Source organism: Pseudomonadota bacterium, assembly GCA_018823135.1.
In the GTDB taxonomy this organism is placed as follows: Bacteria; Desulfobacterota; Desulfobulbia; order Desulfobulbales; family CALZHT01; genus JAHJJF01.
The window spans coordinates 65,826-72,556 of the sequence record JAHJJF010000136.1; the positions used below are offsets into that span (position 1 = coordinate 65,826).

General features: G+C 46.5%; 8 protein-coding genes. 2 read left to right on the forward strand and 6 right to left on the reverse strand.

All coding sequences use genetic code 11. The features are described from left to right. Positions 1 to 98 precede the first annotated feature (98 nt). On the reverse strand, positions 99 to 590 hold the full coding sequence (locus KKE17_14165) for a hypothetical protein (protein ID MBU1711145.1): 492 nt from the start codon (positions 588 to 590) through the stop codon (positions 99 to 101). Between the two features lie 571 nt (positions 591 to 1,161). Here KKE17_14165 and KKE17_14170 point away from each other — a divergent pair. Next, positions 1,162 to 1,536, forward strand: a complete 375-nt coding sequence (locus tag KKE17_14170; GenBank protein ID MBU1711146.1) for a redoxin domain-containing protein — start codon at positions 1,162 to 1,164, stop codon at positions 1,534 to 1,536. 81 nt (positions 1,537 to 1,617) lie between these two features. On the opposite strand, the gene KKE17_14175 is transcribed toward KKE17_14170, so the two are convergent. The 4 genes from KKE17_14175 to KKE17_14190 form a co-directional block, all read right to left on the reverse strand. Further along, positions 1,618 to 1,866, reverse strand: a complete 249-nt coding sequence (locus KKE17_14175; GenBank protein ID MBU1711147.1) for a hypothetical protein — start codon at positions 1,864 to 1,866, stop codon at positions 1,618 to 1,620. A gap of 11 nt (positions 1,867 to 1,877) precedes the next feature. Beyond that, positions 1,878 to 4,448: a heavy metal translocating P-type ATPase gene (locus KKE17_14180; protein MBU1711148.1), complete on the reverse strand. Its 2,571-nt coding sequence runs from the start codon at positions 4,446 to 4,448 to the stop codon at positions 1,878 to 1,880. 239 nt (positions 4,449 to 4,687) lie between these two features. Continuing rightward, the gene (locus KKE17_14185) at positions 4,688 to 5,005 is read right to left on the reverse strand and encodes a YHS domain-containing protein (GenBank protein ID MBU1711149.1); all 318 of its coding nucleotides are present in this window, start codon (positions 5,003 to 5,005) and stop codon (positions 4,688 to 4,690) included. Positions 5,006 to 5,324: 319 nt separating this feature from the next. Beyond that, complete coding sequence (locus tag KKE17_14190) at positions 5,325 to 5,750, reverse strand: MerR family DNA-binding protein (GenBank protein MBU1711150.1); 426 nt, start codon at positions 5,748 to 5,750, stop codon at positions 5,325 to 5,327. Between the two features lie 278 nt (positions 5,751 to 6,028). Between KKE17_14190 and KKE17_14195 the strand changes: the two genes are divergently transcribed. After that, positions 6,029 to 6,343: a hypothetical protein gene (locus tag KKE17_14195; GenBank protein ID MBU1711151.1), complete on the forward strand. Its 315-nt coding sequence runs from the start codon at positions 6,029 to 6,031 to the stop codon at positions 6,341 to 6,343. A gap of 101 nt (positions 6,344 to 6,444) precedes the next feature. Here the strand turns inward: KKE17_14195 and KKE17_14200 are convergent. After that, a partial coding sequence (locus KKE17_14200; GenBank protein ID MBU1711152.1) for an ABC transporter ATP-binding protein occupies positions 6,445 to 6,731 on the reverse strand: 287 nt, incomplete at its 5' end.

Here is a 6,731-nt window from a genome sequence, read left to right on the forward strand (position 1 = left end):
GCATCGATACTCGAATTCATCTGACCTTCTTATTCACTTTGATGGATATCTTGGGAGCACAGAACTCTCAGCGCTCCCGACAAACCGTCTTTTCATTCTTATTCTTTAGGCATCTTATCTGCCAATGTTTTTTGAATCTCCGCCATTTCCTTTTCCATTTTCTTCAAATCACCAAGGGTTGTTGCCGGATTCCTTGAGGCCTCGAAATACTTGAACTTCATATCATGGAGTTTCTTTCTGAGTTGCAAAGTATCATCAAAAAATTTCTGATATTCTTCCGGAAGGTTATACCCCAGCATCATTCCAGATCCCATCATGCCGCAGGAACCCATTCCTCCCATCATCATATCCATCATCCCGCCGCCCATCATGCCGCCGGATTTACCTCCCATCTTCATGTCCATCATGCCACCGCCCATCATTCCGGATGCTTTCTGCCCGCCCTGAGAGGGCATCTCTTTCATCATCTGGTCACCGGTGCCACTGCTTTTCCCTTCCATGGCATGATGACTCTCTTCGGCGCTTGCCGTGGTAAGCATCAAGGAGAATGCCGCAATAATCAGTAAACCTTTAAGCCAGTTATTTTTCATATTCCGTCTCCTTTAAATTGTTAATATTTACTCAGTTCGCGATATGCGAATCACAAATCAGGCGTTTGCACAAAGTCTCAACCATCAATAAATAATTACTCGATGGTACTATTAGAGTGCTAATCAGTAAGACAAATTTGACGAATGGCGGGGAACAGGGAGAATCAGCGAAATATCCAGATTGAGAAAGTCTGCTTCCTTTTGTTATTGTATGAGTTATCTTCTTATGAAGAGTTATTAATTGTCCAGTAAAAAAATTTCCAAGCAAACGACAACAACTTTTCAGATAAGATTAGATGTTTGGCGACGTCCGCATTTAAAATTGCTTTCAAGTGAGTACCATTACTGTCTCACGATCCGGTCATAATTCTAAAAATTGAGGTATGCCATGCCGTCTTCCATGCTCGGGCAACAGATCCCCATTTTCAGTCTCACAGACACGGAAGGAGTTGTACACCGCCTTACGGATTATTCAACTTCCTGGTTACTCATGGTCTTTCATCGGCACCTGGGTTGACTGCCCTGCAGGGGACACCTATCGCAGTTGCGGCAGCATGAGAAGGAATTTGAAATGCTTAATGTCAAAGTGGTTGTGGTTACCTTCGAAACTGGATTTCTTGCCCGGGCCTATATTGATGAGACCGGACTCAAATGGCCGGTCCTGCTTGATGAAACCCGTGAACAATATCGAGTCTACGGCATGCTGAATGCCGGTTTTTGGGATATCTGGGGTCCGAGTACCTGGTGGGCCTACATGAAGGAAATCGCCAGAGGCAACTTCCCGAAAAAACCGCACGATAAAACAGATGTAAGCCAACGCGGCGGAGACATCCTCATCGACCCGGCGGGAACCGTCAGAATGCATCATGTTGGAAAAAATCCAGCTGACCGGCCTGCTGTTGCAACAATTCTCAGTATAATTTACCAAGAACAATTAAAGAAATAATCCATGCCTGCGAAAACTTTCTTCAGTTGTTACTTTTCTTGATAATTACAAAACCAGCTGCATGAAATTTCAGCTTAAACACTAATGAACCAATTTATTGTAAATCCAGCCGAAAATATAAATACATACAAAGCTGATGACCGCCGCCTCAACCATTCCGGTGATGATGCCGACAACGCTTAATGAAAAAAACATATGCCATTTGATCATCATTTCGACTGCGCCGCTGTATATCCCGAGATTACCCAATATTCCAAGGATCACCATACTCAGGGCAGAAACAATTGCCGCAGACGTTCCTAATGCCAGTGCATTCAATTTATTGTTCATGATCCACCTCCTTATATTTTCACGCCACGCAACCTGAGAGCATTGGTGATCACGGAAACGGAGCTGAAACTCATGGCGGCCGCGGCAATAATCGGCGAGAGCAGAATACCGAAGAACGGGTAGAGTATGCCTGCGGCTACCGGGATCCCGAGTGAATTATAAATAAAGGCGAAGAACAGATTCTGCTTGATGTTGGCCATGGTGGCGCGGGAGAGTTTCCGTGCCCGAATAATACCGGTGAGATCACCTTTGACTAATGTCACTCCGGCGCTTTCCATGGCAACATCGGTCCCGGTTCCCATGGCAATCCCCACTTGGGCCTGGGCCAGGGCCGGGGCATCGTTGATGCCGTCGCCTGCCATGGCAACGACATGCCCTTTATCCTGAAACCTCTTGACGACCGAGGCCTTTTCATCGGGAAGCACCTCGGCAACAACCTCGTCTATGTCGAGCTTCTTTGCAACCGCCTCAGCGGTGGCGCGATTGTCACCGGTGAGCATGACGATTTTGATGTTTTCCTTGTGGAGCAGCCTGATAGCCTCGGGCGTTGTTCCTTTTATAGGATCTGAAACTGCGAGCAATCCGGTAAATTCGTTGTCAACTGCGACAAACATGACGGTCTGACCCTCGGAACGCATTTCTTCCGCCTGTTCGGAAAAAGACTTCACATTGATCTTGAAATCATCCATGAGCCGGGCATTTCCCAGAAGTACGTTTTTCCCGAGAACATTACCGGATACGCCCTTGCCGGTTATGGAATTAAAATCTTTAACATCGGAAAGGGTTGCGCCTTTTTCAACAGAGCCTCTGATAATGGCCTCGGCCAGTGGATGTTCGCTGCCCTTTTCAAGTGAAGCGGCAAGGGAAAGCAGCTCCTTTTCTTCAATGCCTGCGGCGGTCACAACCCCGGTCAGTTTCGGCTTGCCTTCGGTGAGCGTGCCGGTTTTATCCACCACCAGGATATTCACCTTGCGGAGCGTCTCGATGGCTTCGGCATTCTTGAACAAGACTCCCATGGTCGCGCCCTTGCCGGTTGCAACCATAATCGACATCGGCGTTGCAAGCCCCAGTGCGCAGGGGCAGGCGATGATCAGCACTGAAACCGCGACGATCAATGCATAAGCCAGCTGCGGTTCAGGCCCGAAAAAGTACCAGATCACAAAAGAGGCTAGAGATATAGATATGACAACCGGCACGAAATAACCGGCTACAACATCAGCAAGTTTCTGGATCGGCGCCCTGGATCGCTGGGCATCGGCCACCATCTTTACAATCTGTGAAAGCAGAGTGTCGGCCCCGACCTTTTCAGCCTGCATAATCAAGGAACCGGTGCCGTTCACCGTGGCCCCGACCAGTTTATCGCCGTCATGCTTCTCCACCGGGATCGGCTCGCCGGTAATCATCGATTCATCAACACTGCTTGCGCCCTCAAGAACAACACCATCCACCGGGATCTTTTCGCCGGGCCTTACCCGCAGACGATCGCCGGTTACGACATGCTCAAGTGGAATGTCTTGTTCAGTGCCGTCGTCAAATATCTTTTTCGCTGTTTTGGGAGCAAGCCCCAAAAGCGCTTTAATCGCCGCTCCGGTGCGGCTCCTGGCCCGAAGTTCCAGAACCTGGCCAAGTAAGATCAAGGTAACGATTACTGCCGCTGCCTCAAAATAAACTCCCACTGCACCATCAGCTGAACGCATTGTTTGAGGAAATAATTCCGGGAAAAATACAGCCACTAGACTGTATATAAAGGCAACCGACACTCCAAGGCCGATCAGGGTGAACATATTGAGACTTCGATTGATAACCGACTGGACAGCACGTTCATAAAACGGCCACCCTGCCCAGAGAACAACAGGGGTTGCCAGAATCAATTCCCACCATCCTAAGGCTCTGTTGGAAGCATAATTTTCAAGAATATGCCCGCCGGGAAGCATTTCCCGCATGGCAATGATCACCAGCGGTACACTGAGGATTGCGCCGACGATAAACCTTCTGAGCATATCGTCGTATTCCGGATTCGATTCATCGTCATCAAGGGTCACGGTCTTGGGCTCCAGGGCCATGCCGCATTTCGGGCAGGTTCCGGGAGAGTCCTCAACCACTTCCGGATGCATGGGACAGATATATTCAGTTTTTGTAACAACTGCAGAAACAGGCGTTGCCGGTTCTAGAGCCATACCGCATTTAGGGCATGCGCCGGGTCCATACTGTTCTACCTCAGGATCCATTGGGCAGATATAGAGAACCCCTTCATTTCCGGATTGTTTTTCGGTATCTTCCGGGATTTCTTTTTTTGTACCAGTGAATTGACCGGGATCATTTTTAAATTTCTCCAGGCAATGATCACTGCAGAAATAAAAAGTTTCCCCCTTGTGCTCTAAAGGTGTGTATGCCTTTGGATCATCAGTGGCCATACCGCAGACCGGGTCAGTAAAATCCGCTGCCGGTTCATTGTTTTCATCAAGGGTTTCGGAAATATATTTTTCAGGAGATTGAGAAAAAGAGTCTAGGCAATGCTCACTACAGAAATAATAGTCAGCGCCGTTATGATGTGATTTGAGGTCACCTGCCGGAATCGTCATGCCACAAACCGGATCAAGATGTTCTTCCGACTTGCCATGACAGTGATGATGTTCTGTATGGTTATGTTTGTGATTATCCATAAGGCCCCTCCTCATCCGGTGTCACCGGAATGTATCAATTAACAATTCTGTTTATTATCGGTTATATATTGGGATGTATGCCTTCCCTACCCCTCCTTCATTTCAGTTATTTTAATCTTTTGTTTTTTCTTCTAATTCCGTTACATCATATTTCTCTACTAATGGCAACTTCCATGACTCTCTGTATCATGGCTCTTTAAAAATGTTTCCGGGGCATTTTCAAACTTGTCCCGGCATTGGGTAGAGCAGAAAAAAATCTTTTCGCCTCGGTAATCGGTCTCATGGGCCGCTTTCCCGGGGTCAACCTCCATTTTGCATACAGGGTCGATTTTCTTGCCGTCACCGCTCTCGGTGTGGGCATGTTCGTCATGTTTCTCATGCCCGCCACCACCGCAACAACCGCCGCCCTTTTTCATCATGAAAGCGAAAAACAACCCGATTATAAGTAACCACAATATGTTTCCTAGTGTCATCATGATATCACCTCCTGATTTAGCTTATTCTTTTCTTAAAAAAAATTATTCTTTCTGTGTCGTTACCTTTACTATAAACATTGGACAATACTACAGGGTCAAGGGCTGATTTAATTATTTTCTGTTTCACAATTCTCCATCGCCAGACCATGCAACTTTTAAAATTTATGAATAAATTCTTTATTCTGAGGATCAAAGTCTGCATTCCGGTTAAAAAGCAGACGTGAAAAAAGTAGCTCGAAATGTACTTTTCATGAAAATCCTGAAAAAAAGGTCTGAAGCAAACTACTTTTTTTAACGTGCGGCTGTGCGTTGAGAACATTCAATGTTGATGGGACTCATCTTCGATATCAGATACTAAGGCTTCGATAATCGGACATTCGGCAACAGGACCATGCCCGTCGCAAGCCCCGGCGAGATGCTCTAACGCCCCGAGCATACGGGTCAGATCTTCAATTTTCTGTCTGATGTCCTTGATCTTTTCGTCAGTTCGGCGCTTAATGTCCGCCTTGGTGGCATGGGGATCGTGGGTCAATAAAATCAGTCCTTTGATCTCGTTGAGTGAAAAACCTAATGTTTTGGCTCTTTTGATGAAGCGGAGCTTTACAATTTCTTCATCCGGATAAATCCTGTAATTGGATTCGGTTCGCGGTGGAGGATCGAGCAACCCCTGCTTTTCATAAAACCGTACCGTCTCAATCCCGATTCCGGCACTTTTTGCCAATTTTCCTATGGTCAATCCTTTCATATTCATCACCTGATATCTTGAAAGTATCATAACTTCAGGTCCAAAAAAAAAATGAATTACCCCGCCGCAAGCAGCAGGGTATCTTTAACAGCAACGAACGCCCCAAGGGACGGGGTATTTAACCCAAGCTACGCAATAAAAACTGGACTATACAATAGGGTCGGTGGGTTAAATAATGTTTTGTCAATATTATTGAACAATTTTTTGGAAAATACTTTCTTTTCACGATATAAAATGATTTATGGAATAACTTTATAGAAAAATAGTAAGGAGACGCTATGAGTGAAATGACTCTGAGAAAATGGCACAGGCGGATAGGTATTACCCTGGCGCTATTCATAATTCTGCAGGCTGGAAGTGGCCTGTTGATAAGCTTCTCCGGACTAAACGTCCCCCATGAACATGAAAAACAGATCATCCATGAGCCCGAGCACGATCACACGGGACCTGGTTGGCTTAATACTTTCAAGAACATCCACCATGGTGGCGGACCTATCGGCAACCTGTATCGAATAATTGTCGGAATCGGAGCCATAGGGATGGCTGCATCAGGGACTGCAATTTTTTACCATATAAAAAATCGCATGAAATAATAAACTGGCTGTTTATTCCGAAATCAGGACCGGATCTTTAACTGCATGCTCATGTTGCAGCTAAGTTCCGGGACAAAGACTAAACACTCTTCCCGCTATTATTAATCCCTTAAAAATTCCTTTGGAACCGGCATCACTCGAGGAACATCCCCCAGCGGACTCTCATCCACATACATCCGGCATCCATAAGTTGCCTCCAACTGCTCTTTTCCAAGAACCTGCTGCGGAGTGCCGAGTTTGACGATTCCCCCGTCTTTGAGCAGAAGAAGCCGGTCACCATACATTGCCGCCAGATTCAGATCATGGGAAACCATGACAATGGTTGTATTCCTCTCCCGCCTGAAGCGCTGCATGAGATCCATTACATTAATCTGATGCGCAGGATCGA

What these genes read in the sequence shown, in the direction of transcription:
- KKE17_14165 (MBU1711145.1), bottom strand. Translation starts at nt 590, where the DNA reads ATGAAAAATAACTGGCTTAAAGGTTTACTGATTATTGCGGCATTCTCC.
- KKE17_14170 (MBU1711146.1), top strand. Translation starts at nt 1,162, where the DNA reads ATGCTTAATGTCAAAGTGGTTGTGGTTACCTTCGAAACTGGATTTCTT.
- KKE17_14175 (MBU1711147.1), bottom strand. Translation starts at nt 1,866, where the DNA reads ATGAACAATAAATTGAATGCACTGGCATTAGGAACGTCTGCGGCAATT.
- KKE17_14180 (MBU1711148.1), bottom strand. Translation starts at nt 4,448, where the DNA reads ATGACGATTCCGGCAGGTGACCTCAAATCACATCATAACGGCGCTGAC.
- KKE17_14185 (MBU1711149.1), bottom strand. Translation starts at nt 5,005, where the DNA reads ATGATGACACTAGGAAACATATTGTGGTTACTTATAATCGGGTTGTTT.
- KKE17_14190 (MBU1711150.1), bottom strand. Translation starts at nt 5,750, where the DNA reads ATGAAAGGATTGACCATAGGAAAATTGGCAAAAAGTGCCGGAATCGGG.
- KKE17_14195 (MBU1711151.1), top strand. Translation starts at nt 6,029, where the DNA reads ATGAGTGAAATGACTCTGAGAAAATGGCACAGGCGGATAGGTATTACC.